A 20,166-nucleotide genomic window follows, 5' to 3' on the forward strand; every position below is an offset into this window, starting at 1 on the left:
GGTTAAATTAGAAGCGGTAGGTCACTTGTGTGCCCAGGCCGTGAGCGCTGTTCTTGTAGGTGGAGCGGTAGTCGCTCCGTTCAATAGTAGTGTCGTCTTCCATTAGGTAGGAGTAGGCCAGATCGATGGTCACATCATCATTCGGGCTCCAAGCGGTACCCAGACTGAAGACTTTGCGGTCGCCGGTGGGGATACGGGGCGAGCGGTTGGTGTTGTTGGTAGGCGACTGATCCACGGCAAAGCCGGCGCGCAGAGTCCATTGGCGGTTTAGCTTATAGGCAGCGCCCACGGCATGTGACCACGTGTCGTGCCAGTTTTGCGGCTCGACGATATTGCCAATTCTTGCGTTGAGCGGTGCCGGTACGTCTTTGTTTACAGCGCGAATCTCTTCCAGGCGGCTCCAACGTGTCCAAGTACTGCCGGCATATAGGGTCCAGTCGGCGTTTAGCTCGTGAGTGATTGAAAAATCAACTGACTCCGGAGTTTTTAGCGCAAGGGTAGTATCGAACTTGCTGCCGGAGAACGGGCCAAAGCCGCTGCCTTCAATCTGTGTGTCGCCCTTGAGGGTGTAATCGACCATCGAATGGTAGGTCATGCCGATACGGCTTTGCTCATTGATCTCAAACAGTACGCCGAGGTTGAAGCCCAATGCTGTGTCATTGCCCTGGATGGTGACCTTACCGTCGCGTGTACCTGGAGTTGCCGAAGTCAGCTCACCGTCAATACGGTTAATAGTTGGACCGAAACCCACCGACAGCTGTTCGTTGAAGCGATAGCTCAAGGTCGGCTGCAATGTAATCACCCGTACTTCGCTGCGGTCGCCGTGATAACGACCCTGGAAATTGCGCTCGTAGTCGGTGACCAGACCGAATGGCACGTACAAGCCCAGGCCGAAGCTCCAGTTATCGTCCAGTGGTTTGACGTAGTAGCCCATGGGCGCGCCGATGAACGGCACCATGTCACCATCATTACTGCCGCGGGTGGCACCGCTGGCGTCATCGATATCAGTTTTCGCATTGATCAGGGCAATACCTCCGCTGACTTGTTCGCGCTTAATGCGCGCCATGCCGGCCGGGTTGCCGAATACGGTACTGGCGTCTTCGGCAGACGAGGAACGTCCAGCAAAGGCGGTACCCATGCTGCTGACGCTTTGTTCATTAATCGCAAAACCACCGGCGAAGCTATGGCTGGCGGCAGATGCAAGGGCAAGAAACAGACTGGTCTGGACGACTCTTTTGGACACGGGGCAATCCTGGGTTTTAGCGGGAGGCAGAAACTAACAACTTTCCATGACTCTTGCCAAGCCTTTGAAGTTCCCGAGATAGAGCGGATTTTGCGGTCAAATAGTGGCTATCTTCTGCTAATTGCAAGCAGATTGTCGGACAACTGTTTTTGTCTGTTCCGGCTTCAGGCCACCTGACTGAGGCTGCCGATGCAGCGTTGCCAGGCAGCGATAAAGTCTTGGCTACGGCCATGGGGTCTGAACACTCGACGCCAAACCTGCGCCATGCCAAGCAGATCGTCAGCCGCGGGCAGTTCGCGGTGATCGGCCTCAATCAGCATCCAAGCAATGGCCGTTGCATAGCGTAGGTTGACGGTCAGCTCCAGGTGCGGCGCGGCGAGAAAGGCATGCTGGCTGGCGAGGCCGCGTACCTGGCTGGCGAGTTCGGGGTCCAGCGCTAGATGTTGATCCCAGAGCTGCTGGTGGCGTTGTGCGGTGATCCGATAAAGGCCATGGCCGTGTTTGTCGTCGAGGACCGAACCGAGCTCCGATTGGCTGGCAGCGGCGCCGAGCAACAAGGCTTCGGCGGCGATGGAGTGGCGACCCAAGTAGAGCAGGGTAGGGCGGATGACGTATTGGCTTATCTCGCAGGCGGCAATTCCCATAAAGCCCTCGATAGTAGATTGCCGATGGGGCTGGAGCGCTAGCAGCTTCTAGCTTTTTTTTGATCAAGGCCACACCGGGAGCGGGTTTAGCCGCTTATCTTGAAGTGTAGTGTGAGCTTATTGATGTAAAAGACTGTTTTTAAAATGTTATCGGCTTTCGGTTGTTACCTATATTCCAGTTGATGCTAAGCAATGGTTGGCGTTGCCCTGCGAGCACCGCCAGCCACAGGGCTTTAGTTGCCGGTAGCTACCGGGCGAGCAGGGTCGGTAATCCACTCACTCCAGGAACCGGCATACAGAGGGGCCAGTGGGTAGCCCGCCAGAGACAGGGCGAACAGGTTGTGGCAAGCGGTTACGCCTGAGCCGCAATAGGCCACCAGTTCGTTGGCCGGACGTTCGCTGAGGAGCGTGGCAAAGCGTTGACGCAGTTGCGCCGCACTGAGGAAGTGGCCGTCGCTGTCGAGGTTGTCAGTGAACACCGCACACTGCGCGCTAGGAATATGCCCGGCGACTGGGTCGATTGGCTCCACTTCACCCTTGAAGCGCGGCAGGCCGCGGGCATCTAGCAAGGTCAGTTGGCTATCGCCCAAACGTTGTTGCAGCTGCGCCGCGCTGACCAGCATGCTGGCATCGGTGCTGCCGTTAAATGTGCCAGGCGCTGGCGTCGGCAGGTCCTGAGTCAACGCCCCGCCAGCCTCGCGCCAGGCTTTCAGGCCGCCGTCGAGCAGGTACACACCGTCACGTTTACCCAGCCAGGCCAACAGCCACCAAGCCCGCGCAGCAAACGCACCGGGACCGTCGTCATACAGCACCACCTCGCTGTGTGTGTTCAGGCCCCATTGGCGCAGGCGTTGCAACAGTTGTGCAGGCTCTGGCAGCGGGTGGCGGCCGGTGATGCCTTTATGGATCGGCCCGGATAGGTCGCGCTCTAGGTCAGCGAACTGCGCACCGGGGATATGCCCTTCGGCGAAGCTGCGCTGGCCGTAGGCCAGGTCATCCAGCGCAAAGCGGCAATCAAGAATCAGCAGGTCGGGTTGATCAAGGCGTTGTTGTAGCTGGGCGGCGCTGATCAGTTGGGCGAGGGGCATGTCAGTCATCCTGTGGGCAAAGTGGCTGCGCGCATCATAACCCTGGGTTTTAGCGATCAAGATGGCCTGTGCAGAGGAATTTCTATCAATAGACGCTGCATCGTGGCCCTTTTATGTGCATGCTGCCTGCCCGTTTTGCTCTGACCTAGGTTGCCGCGCCCCATGAAACGCTTTGTCTTGCTCGATACCGCACCTATTCCTGATGGCTCTGGCGCACTGTGCCTGTTCGAGTATGGCGAGGACTTTGTGATCAAGATTGCTGGCGGCGATGGTGGTCAGCTGATGAACACGCGCATGCATGGCTCCGAAGATGCGTTGGCGGCGATCCCCTGCAAGAAGGTCGCGGGTCGGCCAGACTCAAGGGTCCTGATCGGCGGCCTCGGTATGGGCTTTACCTTGGCTGCGGCGTTGCAGAACCTAGGCAAGACCGCCGAGGTGGAAGTGGCCGAACTGGTGCCGGGTGTTGTGGAATGGAACCGTGGTCCGCTTGGCGCCAAGGCCGGTTATCCGATCCTGGATCCGCGCACGCGGGTGATTCAGGACGATGTTGCCAATTGCCTGAAGAGCGCTGATCAGCGATATGACGCGATCATGCTCGATGTGGATAACGGCCCCGAAGGCCTGACGCAAAAACGCAACGGTTGGCTGTATTCAGCCCAAGGACTGCAGCGCTGCTACCAAGCATTACGCAACAAAGGCGTGCTGGCAGTTTGGTCGGCGAGTGCCGATCAGCAATTCAGCGACAAAGTGCGCAAGGCCGGTTTTAAGGTCGAAGAAGTGCAGGTGTATGCCCACGGCAACAAGGGCACTCGACACACCATCTGGATCGCCGAAAAAAAGTAGGCGAGTGCTACACAAAGGGCCCGCGCAGCTGAGCAGTTACGCGGGCCTTTTGTGTAGGTGTTTTAGCGGATTTTCAGCTTGCCGATCCGATCATTGTCCAGGCTGCCGAAGTACAGGTAGTCACCCACCGGCTTGACCGAGGTGATCATGCGTAAATGCGTGCCGCTGGTGTCGTGCAGACTCTGGGTAATTTCGCCTTGCTCATTCAGGGCGATAACAAAGCCATAGGGTACGGCCTTGGGCCACAACGCCCGTGGCAGCTTGGCCAGTTGCGCCTTGGCCCAAGGCGAGCGGTGCAACAGGTCGGCGTCGGCTTTGCGCGGCGTTGGCAGTGCGACCCAGAAGGTGCCGTTGCGGTCGCCCTGCAGGTTGTCCGGCAGGCCTGGCAAGTTGTCGATGAAAATGTCATGGGTCCCAGCTTTATCGCCTTTCAACCAGTAACGGGTGATGCGGTAGCGGTAGGTTTCGTTGACCAGCACAAAGTCTTCGTTGGCTGAGAGCGCCACGCCGTTGGCGAAGTACAGATCCTTGAGCAGTACTTTGGTTTCGCCGCTGGCGGGGTTGTAGCTGAGCAGGCGGCCATGGGGGCGGGCTTCAAGCAGGTCGAGCAGGTAATCCGGTTGTTCAAAGCGCGCGGAGGCATCGCTGAAGTAGATGGTGCCGTCACGGGCGATGTCGAGGTCATCGGTGAACTTAAAGGGTACGCCTTCAGCTTCAGTGGTCAGTACCTTGATCTGCCCCTGGGCATCGATACTCAGCAAGCCTTTGTAAGCATCGGCGACGATCAGGTTGCCGGTAGCGTCAAAGTCCATGCCCAGCGGCCGGCCTTGGGTGTTGGCGAAGGTCTCCACGCTGCCATCGGCCTTGATCCGCACAATCGTGCCGTCATGCAAGCCGCTGTAAACCTGGCCCTGGGCGTCCACGGCGGTGTCTTCCGGGCCATGCACCTGGCCGCGGCCGAGCAGTTCAGTCTTCATCAGCGTGTCGTTGGGCTCCAGCACGCCGGTCATCGCCGGAGGGGCCGGCGCATCCCAGGCCAGCGGGTCAATCGGGCTGGGCGTGACGACGAGGTAGATCGCCACTGACGCGATCAGGGCCACAAGCAGGCCAAGCAGTTTCTTCATTGTTGTTATTCCCTGTAGTGAAGGTGGTCACATGCAAGCGCTGGGCAGAATAGCGCTTGTGCGCGTTGCCGCGCATCGTGAATGCCCGGCTATGAGGCGTGGCGATATATACTGCGCGGCATTCTTGACGGGAGAGCCGCGTGGCGATTGATATTCAGTGGATTGGTGATAACGCCAGCCTGGCGCAACATTGTGCAACTTGGCGCACGCTGGCCTTTGTGGCTGTCGATACCGAGTTTATGCGGGTCGACACCTTTTACCCGATTGCCGGCTTGCTGCAGGTCAGCGAAGGCGAGCGCGCCTACCTGATTGACCCACTGCTGATTAGCGACTGGACGCCCTTTGCCGACCTGCTGCAAGACCCTGCGGTGATCAAGGTGCTGCACGCCTGCAGTGAAGACCTAGAAGTCTTCTTGCGCCTGACGGGCAGCCTGCCCGCGCCACTGTTTGATACCCAGTTGGCGGCCGGTTACCTCAACCTTGGCTTCTCCATGGGCTATTCACGCTTGGTACAAGCGGTGCTGAATATCGATCTACCCAAGGGCGAAACCCGCTCCGATTGGTTGCAGCGGCCGTTATCGGCCAACCAGGTTAGCTATGCGGCCGAAGACGTGGTGCACTTGGCAGAGGTATATACCCGGCTCAAAGATCAGCTTTCTGCCGAGAAATATGCCTGGGTGTTGGAAGACGGCGCCGAGCTAGTCGCCAACCTCAGCCGTGAAGTCGACCCCGAACTGGCCTACCGCGAAGCCAAGTTAGCCTGGAAGCTGTCGCGCCAACAGTTGGCGGTGTTGCAAGCACTCTGCACCTGGCGCGAAGACCAGGCGCGCAAACGCAACCAGCCGCGTAACCGTATCATCCGCGAGCATTCGCTGTGGCCGTTGGCCCGGACTCAGCCGGATAACTTGGTAGCCCTGGCGCGGATTGAGGACATGCACCCGAAGACCGTGCGCCAGGACGGTGAGTTTATTCTGCAGTTGATCAAGCACGCCGCTGCAACCCCGGCGACAGACTGGCCTGAGGCACTGCCTGAACCGCTGCCGCTGGAGGCCTCGACGCTGCTGAAAAAACTGCGCGCCATCGGCCAGCGTGAAGGCGAGCGCCTGAACATTGCACCCGAGTTGATGCTGCGCAAGAAAACCCTCGAAGCACTGTTGAAAACCGGCTACCCCACGGGGCCATACCAGCTGCCAGAGTCGCTGCGCGGCTGGCGGCGTGAATTGATGGGTCAGGCTTTACTTGATCGCTTAGCTTTAACCGGAGAGTCCGCGTGAAACGTATTTGCTCGATCTATAAAAGCCCCCGCAAGAATGAGATGTACCTGTACGTGCTGCGCAGTGATGCGCTCAAGCGCGTGCCAGAAAACCTACTGCTGGCCTTCGGCCCACCGACCCTCGCCTTCGAGATGGTGCTGACGCCTGAGCGCGCTCTGGCGCGCGAGGATATTCACAAGGTCTTGGCCAACCTCGATGAGCAGGGCTACCACCTGCAGATGCCACCACCGGAAGATGAGTACATCGAACACCTGCCGGACGAGTTGCTACGCCGCAACGACCCGATGTAACCACCATGACCACTGCGAAGGCCCCGATGCGTGTGTTGATTGCTGAAGCCGAGCACGGGCTGTATGCCGACTTGTTGCGCCAGCACGTGCCTGAGCTTGAGTTGTTTGGCAGCGATCAGTCGGCTGAGCTGAGTGAATATGCCGCAGGCGGTGCAATCTGGCTGGGTCAACCGGACTTGCTTGCGCCGTTGCTGCAACAAGGCCTGCAGCCGCAGTGGCTGCAATCGACTTGGGCCGGTATCACTCCGTTGTTGGCGGCTGGTTTACCGACGAATTATCCGCTGACCCGCGCTGTGGGCATTTTCGGCCAGGTAATGGCTGAGTATGTGCTCTGCCATCTGCTAGCCCATGAGCGCCAGCTGTTGGCCCGGGTGGCGGCGCAGGTCGAGCAGTGCTGGGACAACCGCCAGCCGCACAGCCTTAATGGGCGCAGCGCATTGATTGTCGGCACGGGTGATATCGGCCTGAGCGTGGCGCAGTTTCTTGCGCCATTTGGTATCGAGCTGTGCGGCATTGCCAGCCACCCACGGCATTTGCCACCGTTTCGACAGGTGGCCGGGCTCGATGAGCTGTCGCGCCTGGCGGGCGAGGCCGACTACCTGATCAACCTGCTGCCGGATACCCCGGCCACCCGCGACATTTATAACGGGACGTTCTTTGCCTGCTGCAAACCCAGCGCGCTGTTTATCAATGCCGGGCGTGGCGTCGCGGTGGTCGATGCCGATCTGGTCGCAGCGCTGCACCAGGGCCAGCTGGCCGGATCGGTGATTGACGTCTGCCGAGAGGAGCCCCTGCCCGCAGGTCATCCGTTCTGGAATGCGCCACGGCTATTGCTCACCGGGCATAGCTCAGCGCCCACTGATCCACGCCTGCTGGTGCAGTTGTTTGTCGACAACCTGGCGCGCTGGCAGGGCGGTAACGCGTTGCGCGGGCAGGTGGATTTTGTCCGCGGCTATTAACCCGCCATCCATTCGGCATGCCACCCTTGGCCGCTGCTAGCCAACCGGCTAGACTGCCGGCCTTTTCGCCCTTCACGTACCCTCGCCATGGCCGCCAAAGTCGAACCCTTCTGGAAACGTAAAACCCTCGATCAGCTGGATCAGAACGAGTGGGAATCGCTGTGCGATGGCTGCGGTCTGTGCTGCCTGCAAAAGCTTGAGGATGAGGACGATGGCAGCGTTTATTACACGCGCGTCGCCTGCAAGCTGCTGGATCTAGATACCTGCCGCTGCACCGACTACAGCAACCGGCGCAAGTTTGTCGCCGATTGTATTCAGCTTACCCCGGCCCAGGCTGACCAGTTTCAGTGGCTGCCGCCGACTTGCGCCTATCGCCTGGTCAGTGAAGGCAAGGATCTGCTGCTCTGGCATCACCTGGTTTGTGGTGACACCGAACAGGTGCACAAACAAAAAATCTCCCAGGCCGGGCGCATGCTTAGTGAAAACAGCGTGGCCGAAGAAGACTGGGAAGATCACATGATCTTCCGTTCGGGCTGAACCGCACGTCTGTAACGCTGCCTAAACTCACCTACGCCAATGAACAGCCCTGTGGAGCCTTGCCATGTTGATTCGCCGTCTGCTGTTGTCTGTGGTTTTACTGAGTTCGAGCACGCCGTTGTGGGCGAAGAAGGTGGACCTGGATTATCGCGTGCGTTTCCTGCCTGAGACCGAGCAAGCCGAAGTCAGCCTCACCTTAGCTGATGGCGCGCCGGTGCTTAGCCTGGCTTTAAATCTGGGTGAACAGGGCATTTACAGCGATTTCAAGGCCGATGGTCAGTGGACCCAGGACAAACCAGAACTCGGCACCTGGCAGCCGGCTAAAGGTAAATCGACCCTGACGTATCGCGTACGCATCAACCACGAACGCAGCCCAGGCCGCTTCGATGCGCGGATGACTAAAGACTGGGCCTTGCTGCGTGGTGACGATCTGGTACCGGCGGTAACGCTGCGTCAGGAAGATAAAACTGAGCTGGTTTCGCGCCTGCAGTTCGACTTACCCAAGGGCTGGAAGAGTGTCGAAACCGGCTGGCCACGTATCGGTAAGAACAAATTCAGGGTCGATAATGCACAGCGCAAATTTGATCGACCGACCGGTTGGATAGTCGCCGGCAAGGTGGGTACTCGTCGCGGCAAATTAGGCGAGACCGATATCACCATCTCGGCGCCGGTCGGCGAAGGCATGCGCCGCATGGACGTAATGACCCTGCTGACTTTTATCTGGCCGCATGCTCAGGAAGTGTTCCCGCGCGACCCCGCCAAGCTGCTGATTGTCGGGGCGGGTGATCCGATGTGGCGCGGCGGCCTGTCGGCAGCTAACTCTTATTACATGCACAGCGATCGGCCGCTGGTTAGCGAGAACGGTACCAGCTCCCTAGTGCATGAGCTTGTGCATGTGTTCAGCCGTATCCGCGCCCGCGACCGCAGTGACTGGATCACCGAAGGCATCGCCGAGTACTACGCCATCGAGCTGATGCGCCGCGCTGGCGGCCTGAGCGAGGAGCGCTATCAGAAAATTCGCGAACAGCTGATTGGCTGGAGTAAACCGGTAAAAAGCCTGCGCACCGACAACTCGAGTGGTCCGGTCACCGCTCGCGCTGTTCTGTTGCTGCAGGAGCTGGATCGAGAAATCCGTCAGGCCACCAAGGGCAGCACGCAGCCGCGCTCTCTGGATGACGTGACCCGCGGCCTGATGCGCTTGGACAAGGCCAGCACCAAAGACTTTATCGAAATCAGCGAAAACGTTATGGGCGGCGCCTCCGAAGTGCTGGACAGCAAGCTGTTGCGCTAGCGGCCGCACTGAGTAAGCATGCGGTGTAGTTGCTGAGTTGCTGAGTTGCTGAGTTGCTGAGTTGCTGAGTTGCAGTGCCGCATGCGCCGTCTACCGTCCCTTACCGCCCTGCGCATCTTCGAGTGCGTCGCCCGGCACGCGCACTTTAGTCGGGTGGCGGCCGCTGTTCACCAAGAACGACAACGCCAAGGCTTTCAACCGCGCATTGACCCGCGCCTTCAGTCAGCTCAAGCCGTGTTGTAGCGGCTGGGTTACGGCTTACTTGAGACCAAGGCCGGATTTGGTGTTCAAGCCCTTGGCCATGCGGTCGTAGAGCACCACATTGACGGTGGCGGCGAGGTTCATGCAACCCTGGGTAGGGATGTAGATCACGTCCTCACACCAGTCAAGCACTTCTTTACTCAGCGAGCCGTCTTCGGGGCCGAAGATATAGATGGCGCGGTCGGGGTGGGTGTATTGCGGCAGTGGGCGTGCACCTTCGACCAGCTCCACAGCGACAGGCGTACAGCCAATGGGAATTATTTGCTGCAGGTCTTCAACGCCTATCAGCGGAATATCCATATAGATGCGCTGCGTGTCGGTGACGAAGTCGCGTGCCCGCGCATAGCGTTTGCCGCTGTAAAACACTGAGGCCGCGCTATAGCAGCCTGCTGCGCGCATTACCGAGCCAACGTTTTCTGGGGATTTTGGGTTGAACAACCCGATGCAGCTGTATCGTTTGTTTGCCACGTGTCCGGCCTTTTCTGTGCCTTGCGGCAACCAAGATTAAAGGCCGGCGATTATACGGGGTGGGCAGGCCGGGGCCTATTCTTTGCTCTTCAGCCGTGCAGCTAGGTCGGCAAAGGGGTTGTGTGTGGCCTGTGCCGTCTTCGGTGTACTGAGCGAGCCTTCGCTAAAGTACTGCTGATCGGTGTAGCGCGAATGCTCATTGTCATGGCAGAACAGGCACAGCAGTTCCCAGTTGGAACCGTCCTGCGGGTTGTTGTCATGGTTGTGATCGCGGTGGTGTACGGTCAACTCGCTCAGGCGCTTACCGGCGAACTCACGGGCACAGCGGCCGCAGACGTGTGGGTACATTTTTAACGCTTTGTCGCGGTAACCTTCCTCACGCGAGCGCTGGGCATCGGCGAGGATGCGGTCAAGCTTGGCGGTGGCGGGTGATTTATCGCTGCTCATCTGGAATCTCGTGAATTGTGCCTGTGTGCCCAGTCTAGCCTTGCCGGCGATCAGTGAGAACTGCCAGTTCGGCACTTAAGTGCTTGCGTGTGGCCCAAGTGACTACCTGTTCATGGAGATGTTATATGCGCCGGATCATTTTACTCGTTGCCCTGACTACCCTTGCCAGCACGTCGTTGTTGGCTCAGCAACCTATTGGAAATCCGTCTCCTGAACCGGCGACAGGTGCGCCCGGCACGGCAACACCGCAACCTTATGGCATGCCTGCTGCGCCACGGCATCTGCCGAGCGCGCCGGCTAACAGCGCGCCGCTGCTTAAGCAGCCCCCCTTATCAGAGCGCTCGCAGAACCGCCGCGATCAAGACCTGCAACTGTTGCGCGAGCAACGCGAGCGCAATGCACAACCGCGGAAAAAGCCCGCTGAGTGACCGATCGCTTTGGCTACGAGAGTACTTTTTGCGGCCTCAGTGCAGGCCGAGTACCTTGAAGATAAAGGCGTACTCCAGGGCGATATCCTTGAGCGCCTGATAGCGCCCGCTCATGCCGCCATGGCCGGCGTCTAGATCGGTCTTCAAAAGCAAAAGGTGGCTGTCGGTCTTGTGCGCCCGTAGTTTGGCCACCCACTTGGCGGCTTCCCAATACTGCACGCGGCTGTCGTTGTAGCCGGCCACGGCGAGGATCGCAGGATAAGCTTGGGCCTGGATATTCTCGTAAGGCGCGTAGCTTTTGATTCGCTCGAATACTTCAGGCTCGCTCGGGTCGCCCCATTCATCGTATTCGGTGACGGTCAGCGGCAGGTCGGGATTCTGCATGGTGTTGAGCACATCAACAAACGGCACCTCAGCGATGGCGGCCGCGAACAGTTCTGGGCGCTGGTTAAGCACGGCACCGATCAACAGGCCGCCGGCGCTGCCGCCGCTGATAACCAGTTGTTCGGCCTGGGTGTAGCCGCTGTTGATCAGGTGTTCGGCGCAGGCAATAAAGTCGCTGAACGAGTTGTGCTTGTGTTGCAGCTTGCCGGCGCGGTACCAGGCTTCGCCCAGTTCGCCGCCACCGCGCACATGGGCAATGGCAAAGACGAAACCGCGTTCGAGCAGCGACAGGCGTGCGTGGGAGAACCATGGATCGAGGCTTTCGCCGTAAGCGCCGTAGCCATACAAGTAAAGCGGCGCACTGCTGCCCAGTACATCGCGTCTGGCCACCAGGCTGATCGGCACCTGAGTGCCGTCTGCCGCTGTCGCCCACACGCGCTGGCTGACATAGCTGTCAGCATCGAATGGGCCGAGTACCGGGGTTTGCTTGAGCACCTGTTGCGCGCCGCTGGCCAGTTCCAGTTGACGAACTTGCGCCGGGCGGTTGAGTGCTTCGTAGCGCAGGCGAATCACCGTGCTGTCGAACTCTAGGCTGTCCTGCACATACAGGCTGTAGGCCGCGTCGGGTAACTGCACGCGGTAGGCCATTTGCCCTTGCGGTTGTACCTCGATGATTGGCAGGCCGTTTTCGCGCAGGCTAAGTACCAGAGCCTGCTGATTAAGGCTGACGCCTTCGAGCATCACTTGCGGATCATGCGCGCGCAGCAGGTGCCAGTACTGGCGCCCCGGGCTTGTTGCGGGGGCGCTGAACAGGGCGAAGTTGATACCGTCTTGGTTGCTGCGAATCAGCCAGCACCACTGACCATCGAGCATGCCGTGGTCGATGTCGTATTCATGGCCGTCTTCGCGCGGGGCCACGCAGCTGAAGCTGTCTTGCGGTGTGGCGGCATCCAGCACCCAGGTTTCGCTGGTGGTTTTGCTGCCCAGCTGCAAAATCAGCTGACGTTCCGAGCTGCTGCGGTAGCAACTGAGGAAGAAACGCCCGTCGGGTTCATTGAACACCAACTCGGCCGCGTCAGTGCCCAGTGTGTGGCGATAGAGTTTGTGCGGGCGGTGGGTGTCGTCCAGCTCGCCGAAGAACAGGGTCTGGCTGTCATTGGCCCAGGTCATGCTGCCGTCGCAGTCAGCGAACGGCAGCTCGATCAGGCTGTCGTCGGCCAGTTCCTTGACGAACAACTGGTAGGTTTCCTCACCGCAGGTGTCCAGGCTGTAGGCCAGGCGCTGATGATCAGGGCTGATGCTAAATGCCCCCAGTGAGAGAAACCCGCCCTCGGCCAGCGCATTGGGGTCGAGCAGCAACTGCTCGCTGTGTTCATCGACGTTCAGCGTGCCATCGGCCGGTTTGCGGCAGCGGTAATGCCGTGGGTATTCGTCGCCAGCGACAGTGCGCTGGTAATACAGGTACGGCCCCCAAGGCGAAGGTAGGCTGAGATCGGTTTCGCGGATGCGCCCCTTAATCTCCTCAAACAGGCTTTCACGCAGCGTTAATTGCTCGCTGAGTTGCTGTTCCAGGTAGGCGTTTTCCGCCTTGAGGTGATCGAGCACCTCTGCACTGTCGCGGTTTTCCAGCCAGCAATAAGGGTCGGCAGCGTTATCGGCGCGGGCGATGGGGGCGTGAGACATGGGGTAACTCCGTTAGATGACGGCCAACAGCGGGGACGCCGAAGAACCTGTGCAAAACCTGCTGCGCGTCGGCCCTGCTGCGTTAAAAACAGGCTCGGACTGCTCATTTACAACTTGTAAACTCCGCGTCCTCGCCTGTTTTTGCCTTGCATGTCTCTAGCTCGCGAGCTTTTGAACAGGTTCAAAGCAGGCAAAAGCCGTTATCATAAGCGCCACTTCGCCCGTCGGCTGCTGAAATCTGCGCGCTTCTGTATCTGCCAGTCAGCAGCCCTATTAATGCCAGAGAATTTGCGTTTTATGACTGAAAACGACTACCTGCTTGCCTGGGGTGCCTATCTAGTTGCAGCACTCGGCTGTCTGTTGGTGTGGTTTCGTCTGACCAGCTGGATGTGGCGCTACGTGCGCGAGCCGCTGCGCGTGCTGGTTCTGGTGTTGCTGTTCAGCCCGACCATTGTTGACCCTGGCAAAGATCAGTTCGCCCCAGCGATCGCCATCACCGCCATGGACCTGCTGCTGGACGTGGGTAACAACGCCTGGCGTGCGGTGGCCGACTTGAGCATGTACGGCTTGATCGCGTTTGTCCTGTACCTGCTGTTTGTGGCCATTCGCTGGCCTGTGGAACGCTGGTGGCAGGCGCGCAAAGGCCCCGCGCCGATTGCCGATGACGAGCCGACCCTGCGCGAGATGATGGCGCGCGATGCTGATAACCCAGAAGACACCCGCTACGATGCCCGCGGCGACCGCCGTATGCGCGTAGAGCCCCGTCTGTAGGCGGCACCGTCGGCCTTGCCTGTCAGCAGGCTAAACGGTCATGTGCGCTGTCTCTTTGCACCCGACCCCAAGGCATATGACGAAGCGAGCCGTTTGTTGTGGCGAGTTCTGATGGGGTTCTTATCATTGGCGCCTAAGCGCCCGGAGGCCAGATTGCGGCTAGATGCACAACGACAGCGCGAGGCATTGCGCCATGTGTGAATTGCTGGGCATGAGTGCCAATGTGCCGACCGATATCGTCTTCAGCTTTACCGGCCTGATGCAGCGCGGCGGACGTACCGGGCCGCACCGCGATGGCTGGGGCATCGGCTTCTATGAAGGGCGCGGCCTGCGCCTGTTTCAAGACCCGCGTGCGAGCAGCGAGTCTGAGGTGGCGCAGTTAGTGCAGCGCTACCCAATCAAGAGTGAAGTGGTCATCGGCCATATCCGTCAGGCCAATGTCGGCCGCGTCTGCCTGGCTAATACTCATCCATTTATGCGCGAAATGTGGGGCCGCAATTGGTGCTTTGCGCACAACGGCCAATTGGCCGATTTTGTCCCGCGTCTGGATATCTATCGACCGATTGGTGATACCGACAGCGAAGCAGCCTTCTGTGACCTGCTCAACCGCCTGCGCCACGCTTTTCCTGAGCCGGTTGCGGTAGAGGCGTTGCTGCCAGTCCTGGTCAAGGCCTGTGCCGGTTATCGTCAGCAGGGGGTGTTCAACTGCTTGCTCAGCGATGGCGATTGGCTGTTCAGCTTTTGTTCAACCAAGTTGGCACATATCACCCGGCGTGCACCGTTTGGCCCGGCTCATTTGAAAGATGCTGATATGCAGGTGGATTTTCAATCGGAAACCACGCCCAATGATGTAGTCAGCGTACTAGCCACTGAGCCTTTGACCAATAACGAGAGCTGGACGTTGTACCAGCCGGGCGAGTGGCGTTTGTGGCGCGGTGGTGAATGTGTCGCGCAGGGCGTGGCTGGCTGAGCAAATGCAGGTTTAGGACGGGTTTACGGGGGGAGGGGAGCAATGTTTAGAAGTTATCTGCGGTTAGCCTTGTTTGCTCTGGGGTTGCTGGTCGGGGTCCAGGTGCCGGGCTTTATCGATGACTACAGCAAGCGCGTCGACGCCCATCGCATCGAAGCTGAACAGGGGCTTAAAGGGTTTCGGCAAACCGCGCAGCGCTTTTTTAAAGGTGATCTGGTCGCGCTGGTCGGCCATTACCAGGCCAGTGCTGATCCAGTCATGCGCAGCGATGCACAGAGCCTCGGCACGTTGGTCGAACGCTCGGCATTTCTGGAACGCGAAGCCAAGGCCATGCAAGGGGCTTGGTACGCACAGGTCTTCCATCTGGCCACAGCCGCAGACCATGAGTTAATGGAAGAAACCCTGGACGCCTACCGCTATCAGGTGCTGCTAGCGCCCGAAGCCATCGTCTGGGGCATCGCCTGCGCCATGCTGCTAGCCTGGCTGCTGGAAAGCCTGGCGCTGCTGGTCGGCGTTCTGCTTGGCGTAGGCCGCAGTCAGAAAGTGCAGCGACGGCATTGGCGTTGAGCACCACGCCTAGAAGCTGATCCCCAGCTCCGGACCTAGATAGGCGTTGGCCTGGTTGATGTCGTCATCGCCGAGCAGGCCAACTGCAGCGGCCAACTGTAAACGCGCTAGCAGATAACGCAATTTGGCTTCGAGCAAGTCGCGTCGAGCAATGAACACCTGTTCTTCGGCATTGAGAATATCGACGTTAGTGCTGGAGCCGGCGAGAAAGCCTTTCTTGGCTGAGTCCTGGGCGCGCTTGCTTGAGGCTACTGCTGTCTCCAGAGCTTTAATTCTCGCCTGACCACTTTGCACGCCCCTGAACTCTCGGGTGATCGAGGAGAAAACCTCCTCGCGCGCAGCATTTACTTCCTCGCTGGCTTGCTCTCGGCTCGCCACTGTTTGGCGCACGCGCGCACTGACACCGCCACCGGCAAACAACGGCATATTGAACTCCAGCCCCGCTGATGCGTATCGGTTTTGTTGGTTGATTGTGGACAGTGAGTCGCTCTCACTGTTGGTGTAGCCCAGCACCAAATCGAGAGTCGGCCAGTGGCCGCTTTTAGCCCGATTGACTTCCTCTTCCGCCACGCTCTGGTTGAAGTTGCGTGCTTTCAGGGCAGGATTATGGATCCGTGCTTTATCCAGCCAAGCCTGCAAATTACTGGGGTGCAGCAGTGGTGTTGTAAAGCCATCTTGCAGGGTGGCGACCTGCTGCGGCGTCTCACCAATCATCTCTTGCAGCAAGCGCAGAGCGACCACTAAACGGTCCTGCGCTTCAATCAGCTCGGCCATGGATAAGTCACGGCGGGCGGTGGCTTGGTCGACATCGGTAATGGTGCCGTCACCGAGATCGAAGCGCCGTTGCGAGGCACTGACTTGCTGTTCAAAGGCCTTGAGTTTGGCATTTGCCAGGTCAATGGTTTCCCGCGCCAGCAGCACGTCAAAGTAACGGTTAGCTAACCGTACCGCGACATTCTGCGCCTTGGCATCGAACACCGCTTCGCTGTAGTAGGCGCGGTATTTACCCTGGCGGTATTCGGCCATTTTTTGCCGATTGAACAACGGTTGCCGTAATTGCACAGCAAGGTTTTGCGAGTCGTAATCGAGGTCGTTACTCACGGAGTTGCCGAACATGTTGTCCTGTTCTTGGGTGCCATTAACTTTATTTTTATTAGCACTGGCATTGATCCTCGGTAAAAGGCCGGCACGTCCCAGTGCTCGGTTTTCTAGGCCAGCGTCACGCTCATAAACGGCGGCGCGGTAGGTCGGGCCTTGCAGTTGCATGATTGACCAAGCCTCCTGTAGATCTAGGGCGACGGTGGGTAGGCTAACGAGTCCAGCGAGACACAGAAGCAGTCGAGTGGCCATGTCATTGCTCCTTAAAGGCGCCATCAATACGGTCAAACATCGGTTTCATCAGGTAGCTCATCAGGTTACGTTCGCCGGTTTTGATGGTCACAGTGGCCGGCATGCCCGGGCGAATCATGCTGCTGCCGAGCTTATCCATGCCGGCGCTCGTCACCTCGACCTGAGCCAAGTAGTAAGGCTGCCTGTTGGTTTCGTCGATCAGCCGATCAGCCGAAATAGTCATTACCCGGCCGGGAATGCTGGGTGTTTGGGCGTGATTGAAGGCGGGGAAAGTGATATCCACTGGCAAGCCTGGGATCATTTTGTCGATCGCTTGCACGGGAATCATGGCATCCACTTGCAGCGGCTCACCGGCGGGTACCACATCCATAATGGTTGAACCTGCCTGGATCACGCCGCCCACGGTTGACACATTCAGGCCCAGTACGACGCCATCGATGGGCGAGCGGATAACCGTATTGGTCACTTCATAATCGAGAGCTCGCAGGCGATCAGCCAGGGCGGTGGCCTCTTTCTGGGTGTCGCTGAGTTGCGACTGCACCTCTTTCTGATAGTCCTGCTCAAGTTGCAAAATACGCAGTTTAAGTTCGGCAATCTGGTTACGGGTGCGGCCTATATCGGCAATATTTTGCGACAGTGCCGCATTCAAATCGGCCCCGTTACGCTCCAGTTCCAACAAGCGATTGCGGGTCACATAGCCTTCTGCTGCCAAGCTTCGAACGCCTACCATTTCCTGTTTTAAAAAGTTTACCTGGGCGCTACGCGAGCCTTGAATCTGCCGCAGGCCTTTGAGCTGCTCTTCGGCACCGAGGATGTTTTCGCGCAAAATACCGGCTTCACCGAGCAGAGCCGCCTGGCGGGTATTGAATAGGCGTTGCTGCAGTGTCATGGCCGAAATCAGGCGTGGGTCGTCGGCAAACTGGGTGAGCAGTTGTGGGTCGAAGCTGACGGTGCGGGCACCGTCACGTTCGGCCTGCAAACGGCTCTCGACACTACGCAGCACTACATATTGGGAACTGACCACACCTTGCTCGGCAATTGCACGGGTTGAGTCGAGTTCAATCAGCGCCTGACCGCTTCTTACTTGGTCACCTTCACGAACTAGAATGGCTCGTATCGAGCCGCCCGTGAGGTGCTGGATAGTTTTGCGGGCATCGGTGACGTTGACGGTGGCAGAAGCCACCACGCCAGCATCCAGTGGTGCCAAGCTGGCCCACAACAGAAACCCACCGAAACCGGTGAACACCAACCACAGGCCCCAGCGGCTGTGACGGTGGTCGTCAATGTCGATTACCTGCTCAGGGTTGGCCAGAATTAGGCCTTTGTGCTCGTACTCAAGACTGGACATGACGCCTCACTCCTTGCTCTTGACGGAGGCCAGGGTAGGGGCGCTGCCTGAGCTGTGCCCCACATTGGCTTGGCGCAGACTGGCGAAGACTTCGTCGCGGCTGCCGAATACCTGCACCGCTCCTTCATGGAGCATCAGCAGTTTGTCCACAATGTTCAGCACCGTGGGGCGATGGGAAATCAGCACCAGGGTTTTGCCGCGGCGTTTAAGGTCTTGCAGCGCCAGCACCAAGGCTGCCTCGCCGACGTCATCCAGGCTGGCGTTGGGCTCATCAAGAACAACCAGTGAAGGGTCGCCGTACAGCGCGCGTGCTAGACCTATGCGCTGTTTCTGCCCGCCTGAGAGCGAGCCACCATCAGCGATGAGATACGTGTCATAGCCTTGTGGCAGGTGCAAGATCATGTCGTGCACGCCGGCTTGCTTGGCGGCGAGAATCACCGCTTCGCTGTCGATGCTGCCAAAACGGGCAATGTTTTCGGCGATGCTGCCTTCAAACAACTCAACATCCTGGGGCAGATAGCCGAGCCAGGGGCCGAGCTCTTCTTTGTTCCAGAGGAAAATGTCTGCGCCATCCAGGCGAACCTTGCCGGCATAGGCGGGCCAGATGCCCACTAATAAGCGTGCAAGGGTGGATTTGCCGGAAGCCGAGGGGCCGATTACCCCGAGCGCTTCGCCCGGTTGCAGGTTAAAGCTCACACCACGCAGGGTGGCGCTGGACCCGCCTGGAGGGCTGGCAAAAACGCCGTCTAGCCTGAGCATACCCGTTGGTTTGGGCAATGCCATTGAGGCTGTTCGCGCAGGAAAGTCATTCAACAGGATGTTGAGCCGATCCCAAGCGCTGCGGCTGGAAAGCACTTGCTTCCAGGCGGTAATCACTTGCTCCACCGGGGCGAGGGCGCGCCCGGATAAAATCGAACAGGCGATCATCATGCCAGGCGTAATCACCCCTTGGATGGCCAGCAGTGCGCCGGCTCCGAGGATTAGCGATTGCAGGGTGACACGAACAAAGCGCGTGGCCCCATTTATATAGGCCGCCCGATCAGAGGCCAGGGTTTGCATTTCGAGGATACGTAAATGGTTACTGAACCAGCGTTTACGGATGGCCGGAAGCATGCCCATTGCTTCGATAACCTCAGCGTTGCGCAGGTTATTGTTGGCAAAGCTGCCCGACATCAAGGAGGCCTTGTTGGCTTCGCCCAGCGGCTTACGAGTGGTGACTTCGGTTAGGTAGGCGAGTGCAAACAGTAGCAGCGAGCCAACCAGGGTAATAAGCCCGAGCAGCGGGTGAACCAGGTAAATAACCAGCAGGTAGATGGGGGTCCAAGGCGCGTCAAAAAACGCGAACAGACCATTGCCCGTGAGAAATTGCCGGACTGATGCCAGGTCTTGCAGGGCTTGCGCTGGATTACCGCCACTGCGCCTGAGGTTACGTTCAAAGGCCGCAGTGAAAACACGTCTATTGAGCATCATATCGAGTCGGTTACCGACCCGAATCAATACACTCGAACGCACCACCTCAAGCAGTGCCATGAGTATGTAAAGGCCCAGTACCAGCACGGTGAGCATGAGTAAGGTAGTGACGTTGCTACTGACCAAAGCCCGGTCGTAAACCTGCAGCATGTACACCGCTGGGGTCAGCATCAGCAGGTTGATCACCCCGCTGAAGGCAGCCAGCACGTAGAACGTCCGGCGCAAGCGAAACAACACTTCGGCCAATTCGGAGCGATGGGACGGCAACATGTCCATATAGATTCTCCAGTGCGGCGTATTTCGGAACATGTTCCTGCAGTAAAGGCCGGTCTGCCGTTGGCCCTGACGGTAGAAGCCCATACAACCAGTGCCGATGGAGGCCGCTATAGGAGGGGCTTGTCAGCTAGGTATAGATGGGGTTTTGCGCTTTACGCAAGGCATTATCTGGAGTGATCAAGATTAATGGTGACAGGTATTTTTTGTTTATTTTCCATTTATGCCAATAGCTTATGATTTCTAAAGGATTTTGTTGTTCAGATAGACGGTATCTTGACAGGCCTGTTCGCAGCGACTTTAGTCTGATTACTAGTGTGCGGGCGTTGGAGAAAACCGCGAGGCAAGAGCGTTCGGGACTACAGACACGCCGAGCGTTTAGGGAAAAATAATCATGGTTCGAGTTTCGCGAAACCTCATTACTCGCGTGGCAACGCAAGGTCACTTCTTGCT

At 58.5% G+C, this 20,166-nt stretch carries 20 protein-coding genes; 10 read left to right on the plus strand and 10 right to left on the minus strand.

The genetic code is table 11. From position 1 onward, the window contains the following. Positions 1-7: 7 nt before the first annotated feature. The 3 genes from BMZ32_RS10255 to BMZ32_RS10265 all read right to left on the minus strand — a co-directional run bounded on the left by BMZ32_RS10255 (position 8) and on the right by BMZ32_RS10265 (position 2,975). A complete protein-coding gene (locus BMZ32_RS10255; RefSeq protein WP_090241875.1) occupies positions 8-1,243 on the minus strand; it encodes an OmpP1/FadL family transporter in 1,236 nt (411 codons plus the stop codon). A 164-nt stretch (positions 1,244-1,407) separates the two neighbouring features. Then, positions 1,408-1,887 carry a hypothetical protein gene (locus BMZ32_RS10260; protein ID WP_090241876.1) on the minus strand — a complete coding sequence of 160 codons (480 nt, stop codon included), beginning with the start codon at positions 1,885-1,887 and terminating at the stop codon, positions 1,408-1,410. Positions 1,888-2,120: 233 nt separating this feature from the next. Then, on the minus strand, positions 2,121-2,975 hold the full coding sequence (locus BMZ32_RS10265) for a sulfurtransferase (RefSeq protein WP_090241877.1): 855 nt from the start codon (positions 2,973-2,975) through the stop codon (positions 2,121-2,123). A 162-nt stretch (positions 2,976-3,137) separates the two neighbouring features. On the opposite strand from BMZ32_RS10265, the gene BMZ32_RS10270 reads away from it, so the two are divergent. Continuing rightward, positions 3,138-3,818, plus strand: a complete 681-nt coding sequence (locus BMZ32_RS10270; protein WP_090241878.1) for a spermidine synthase — start codon at positions 3,138-3,140, stop codon at positions 3,816-3,818. Positions 3,819-3,880: 62 nt separating this feature from the next. On the opposite strand, the gene BMZ32_RS10275 is transcribed toward BMZ32_RS10270, so the two are convergent. Further along, complete coding sequence (locus BMZ32_RS10275; RefSeq protein ID WP_090241879.1) at positions 3,881-4,942, minus strand: SMP-30/gluconolactonase/LRE family protein; 1,062 nt, start codon at positions 4,940-4,942, stop codon at positions 3,881-3,883. 140 nt (positions 4,943-5,082) lie between these two features. Between BMZ32_RS10275 and rnd the strand changes: the two genes are divergently transcribed. The 5 genes from rnd to BMZ32_RS10300 all read left to right on the plus strand — a co-directional run bounded on the left by rnd (position 5,083) and on the right by BMZ32_RS10300 (position 9,293). Then, positions 5,083-6,216 (plus strand): ribonuclease D, encoded by a 1,134-nt coding sequence (gene rnd, locus BMZ32_RS10280; protein WP_090241880.1) that lies wholly within the window; start codon positions 5,083-5,085, stop codon positions 6,214-6,216. After that, the gene (locus tag BMZ32_RS10285; RefSeq protein ID WP_090241881.1) at positions 6,213-6,506 is read left to right on the plus strand and encodes a YcgL domain-containing protein; all 294 of its coding nucleotides are present in this window, start codon (positions 6,213-6,215) and stop codon (positions 6,504-6,506) included. The genes rnd and BMZ32_RS10285 overlap by 4 nt, the downstream gene beginning before the upstream one ends. A gap of 26 nt (positions 6,507-6,532) precedes the next feature. Continuing rightward, positions 6,533-7,465 carry a D-2-hydroxyacid dehydrogenase gene (locus tag BMZ32_RS10290; RefSeq protein ID WP_090242105.1) on the plus strand — a complete coding sequence of 311 codons (933 nt, stop codon included), beginning with the start codon at positions 6,533-6,535 and terminating at the stop codon, positions 7,463-7,465. Between the two features lie 87 nt (positions 7,466-7,552). Continuing rightward, positions 7,553-8,002, plus strand: coding sequence for a YcgN family cysteine cluster protein (locus BMZ32_RS10295; RefSeq protein ID WP_090241882.1), 450 nt, complete (start codon positions 7,553-7,555; stop codon positions 8,000-8,002). Positions 8,003-8,066: 64 nt separating this feature from the next. Beyond that, positions 8,067-9,293, plus strand: coding sequence for a M61 metallopeptidase family protein (locus BMZ32_RS10300; protein WP_090241883.1), 1,227 nt, complete (start codon positions 8,067-8,069; stop codon positions 9,291-9,293). A gap of 258 nt (positions 9,294-9,551) precedes the next feature. Here BMZ32_RS10300 and BMZ32_RS10305 read toward each other — a convergent pair whose 3' ends face one another. Together BMZ32_RS10305 and BMZ32_RS10310 are read right to left on the minus strand one after the other, a co-directional pair. Beyond that, positions 9,552-10,022, minus strand: a complete 471-nt coding sequence (locus tag BMZ32_RS10305) for an RNA methyltransferase (RefSeq protein WP_090241884.1) — start codon at positions 10,020-10,022, stop codon at positions 9,552-9,554. A 75-nt stretch (positions 10,023-10,097) separates the two neighbouring features. Further along, positions 10,098-10,469 (minus strand): YajD family HNH nuclease, encoded by a 372-nt coding sequence (locus BMZ32_RS10310; RefSeq protein WP_090241885.1) that lies wholly within the window; start codon positions 10,467-10,469, stop codon positions 10,098-10,100. Positions 10,470-10,594: 125 nt separating this feature from the next. Here BMZ32_RS10310 and BMZ32_RS10315 point away from each other — a divergent pair, with 125 nt between their 5' ends. Beyond that, positions 10,595-10,897: a hypothetical protein gene (locus tag BMZ32_RS10315; protein WP_090241886.1), complete on the plus strand. Its 303-nt coding sequence runs from the start codon at positions 10,595-10,597 to the stop codon at positions 10,895-10,897. Positions 10,898-10,933: 36 nt separating this feature from the next. Here BMZ32_RS10315 and BMZ32_RS10320 read toward each other — a convergent pair whose 3' ends face one another. Further along, positions 10,934-12,964, minus strand: coding sequence for a S9 family peptidase (locus tag BMZ32_RS10320; protein WP_090241887.1), 2,031 nt, complete (start codon positions 12,962-12,964; stop codon positions 10,934-10,936). Positions 12,965-13,261: 297 nt separating this feature from the next. Between BMZ32_RS10320 and BMZ32_RS10325 the strand changes: the two genes are divergently transcribed. From BMZ32_RS10325 to BMZ32_RS10335, 3 genes are all read left to right on the plus strand, one after another. Continuing rightward, positions 13,262-13,735 carry an MFS transporter gene (locus BMZ32_RS10325; RefSeq protein ID WP_090242106.1) on the plus strand — a complete coding sequence of 158 codons (474 nt, stop codon included), beginning with the start codon at positions 13,262-13,264 and terminating at the stop codon, positions 13,733-13,735. Between the two features lie 193 nt (positions 13,736-13,928). Continuing rightward, complete coding sequence (locus tag BMZ32_RS10330; protein WP_090241888.1) at positions 13,929-14,705, plus strand: class II glutamine amidotransferase; 777 nt, start codon at positions 13,929-13,931, stop codon at positions 14,703-14,705. 42 nt (positions 14,706-14,747) lie between these two features. Beyond that, complete coding sequence (locus tag BMZ32_RS10335; protein WP_090241889.1) at positions 14,748-15,272, plus strand: DUF2937 family protein; 525 nt, start codon at positions 14,748-14,750, stop codon at positions 15,270-15,272. Between the two features lie 9 nt (positions 15,273-15,281). Here BMZ32_RS10335 and BMZ32_RS10340 read toward each other — a convergent pair whose 3' ends face one another. From BMZ32_RS10340 to BMZ32_RS10350, 3 genes are read right to left on the minus strand one after another with little or no spacing between them, the layout of a single operon-like run. Then, positions 15,282-16,622, minus strand: coding sequence for a TolC family outer membrane protein (locus BMZ32_RS10340; protein WP_090241890.1), 1,341 nt, complete (start codon positions 16,620-16,622; stop codon positions 15,282-15,284). 1 nt (position 16,623) lies between these two features. Beyond that, positions 16,624-17,970, minus strand: a complete 1,347-nt coding sequence (locus BMZ32_RS10345) for an HlyD family type I secretion periplasmic adaptor subunit (protein WP_090241891.1) — start codon at positions 17,968-17,970, stop codon at positions 16,624-16,626. A 6-nt stretch (positions 17,971-17,976) separates the two neighbouring features. After that, a complete protein-coding gene (locus BMZ32_RS10350) occupies positions 17,977-19,716 on the minus strand; it encodes a type I secretion system permease/ATPase (protein WP_090241892.1) in 1,740 nt (579 codons plus the stop codon). Positions 19,717-20,166: the final 450 nt, after the last annotated feature.

Origin of the sequence: Pseudomonas guineae (assembly GCF_900113745.1) — a bacterium.
GTDB classification, from domain to species: Bacteria; Pseudomonadota; Gammaproteobacteria; order Pseudomonadales; family Pseudomonadaceae; genus Aquipseudomonas; species Aquipseudomonas guineae.

Bases quoted from the DNA above. Each gene is read 5' to 3' on its own strand.
- BMZ32_RS10260 (WP_090241876.1), bottom strand. From the start codon at position 1,887: ATGGGAATTGCCGCCTGCGAGATAAGCCAATACGTCATCCGCCCTACC.
- BMZ32_RS10265 (WP_090241877.1), bottom strand. From the start codon at position 2,975: ATGCCCCTCGCCCAACTGATCAGCGCCGCCCAGCTACAACAACGCCTT.
- BMZ32_RS10270 (WP_090241878.1), top strand. From the start codon at position 3,138: ATGAAACGCTTTGTCTTGCTCGATACCGCACCTATTCCTGATGGCTCT.
- BMZ32_RS10275 (WP_090241879.1), bottom strand. From the start codon at position 4,942: ATGAAGAAACTGCTTGGCCTGCTTGTGGCCCTGATCGCGTCAGTGGCG.
- BMZ32_RS10290 (WP_090242105.1), top strand. From the start codon at position 6,533: ATGCGTGTGTTGATTGCTGAAGCCGAGCACGGGCTGTATGCCGACTTG.
- BMZ32_RS10295 (WP_090241882.1), top strand. From the start codon at position 7,553: ATGGCCGCCAAAGTCGAACCCTTCTGGAAACGTAAAACCCTCGATCAG.
- BMZ32_RS10300 (WP_090241883.1), top strand. From the start codon at position 8,067: ATGTTGATTCGCCGTCTGCTGTTGTCTGTGGTTTTACTGAGTTCGAGC.
- BMZ32_RS10310 (WP_090241885.1), bottom strand. From the start codon at position 10,469: ATGAGCAGCGATAAATCACCCGCCACCGCCAAGCTTGACCGCATCCTC.
- BMZ32_RS10315 (WP_090241886.1), top strand. From the start codon at position 10,595: ATGCGCCGGATCATTTTACTCGTTGCCCTGACTACCCTTGCCAGCACG.
- BMZ32_RS10320 (WP_090241887.1), bottom strand. From the start codon at position 12,964: ATGTCTCACGCCCCCATCGCCCGCGCCGATAACGCTGCCGACCCTTAT.
- BMZ32_RS10325 (WP_090242106.1), top strand. From the start codon at position 13,262: ATGACTGAAAACGACTACCTGCTTGCCTGGGGTGCCTATCTAGTTGCA.
- BMZ32_RS10330 (WP_090241888.1), top strand. From the start codon at position 13,929: ATGTGTGAATTGCTGGGCATGAGTGCCAATGTGCCGACCGATATCGTC.
- BMZ32_RS10335 (WP_090241889.1), top strand. From the start codon at position 14,748: ATGTTTAGAAGTTATCTGCGGTTAGCCTTGTTTGCTCTGGGGTTGCTG.
- BMZ32_RS10340 (WP_090241890.1), bottom strand. From the start codon at position 16,622: ATGGCCACTCGACTGCTTCTGTGTCTCGCTGGACTCGTTAGCCTACCC.
- BMZ32_RS10345 (WP_090241891.1), bottom strand. From the start codon at position 17,970: ATGTCCAGTCTTGAGTACGAGCACAAAGGCCTAATTCTGGCCAACCCT.
- BMZ32_RS10350 (WP_090241892.1), bottom strand. From the start codon at position 19,716: ATGGACATGTTGCCGTCCCATCGCTCCGAATTGGCCGAAGTGTTGTTT.